This is a genomic window from Treponema sp. R6D11, assembly GCF_054786075.1.
Window position 1 is genome coordinate 1 of the sequence record NZ_BDHD01000498.1, and the last position, 908, is coordinate 908.

The 908-nt window shown below is 42.7% G+C and carries 2 protein-coding genes; both read right to left on the reverse strand.

Going from position 1 to position 908, the window contains the following annotated elements; translation table 11 throughout:
- Positions 1-175: 175 nt before the first annotated feature.
- On the reverse strand, positions 176-469 hold the full coding sequence (locus tag ACYVTD_RS14240; RefSeq protein WP_461248381.1) for a leader peptide processing enzyme: 294 nt from the start codon (positions 467-469) through the stop codon (positions 176-178).
- Positions 462-908, reverse strand: a 447-nt coding sequence (gene lspA, locus ACYVTD_RS14245) for a signal peptidase II (RefSeq protein ID WP_461248382.1), incomplete at its 5' end; no start/stop codon positions are given. The genes ACYVTD_RS14240 and lspA, both read right to left, overlap by 8 nt.

The window sequence follows — 908 nt, forward strand, 5'->3', positions numbered from 1 at the left end:
GCTGGGTAGGCGTAATCCGAGGGGCAAAGCTTAAAGTTGTCATTTTCGCCGCCGTACACTTACAGGAACAGGGATTTTCATTTTTGGACCTTGGAATGCCCCTTGACTACAAAAAAGATTTGGGCGCAATAGACATAACCGCCGAGGAATTTGTCCGCCTTTTCCGAGGCGAAGATTAATCTTCCTGTTTCGGCTTTCTGTGCTTCCTTACAAAGATCGGATCAAAATATTTTTCTATTTCGATTTTATTTATAAAGTGTTTTATCACGGCACGGTAAACTAAAAACGACGTGCCGATGGATAAAAGGAAGAGGGCCGTAAAAGCCCATGAGCGCGTCGTTTCGGGCAGTTGAAGCATAAGGAACCTTATATACAAAATCGTATACACCATAAAACTTATTATCGCGATAAGAATATTAAACAATGTCGCGCCAAGGACAAATATTAGCGTGTTAACTTTTTTATTCATTAGTAGGCACCTTTTTCCGCGAAGATACAAATATCGACACGAACAGCAATATACAGCACACGACGACTGACGAGTCGGCAAGATTAAAAGTCGGCCAGCGTTCAAACCCGAAAAGCCCGTAAAATTTTACGCTGATAAAATCCACTACCCCGTCCGTCCTGAAAATCCGGTCGATAATATTTCCCAAGCCGCCGCCGATAATGCCGGCCGCCGCCCACCTTTGCACCTTTGTAAAATCGTCGGAGCTAAAATAGTACCACAAAAGAAATCCCAAAACCAAAATTGGAATAATAATGAAGGCTATCTTTTTAACTGAATCCGGAAAACTTTCGCCCAAGCTGAACGCTATCGCCTTGTTCCGAGCGTGGTAAATCCACAAAAAATCGTTGTTAAAAACGTCTTTAATAAACCCGACCTCCGGCCTAAGTTTTACGATAAC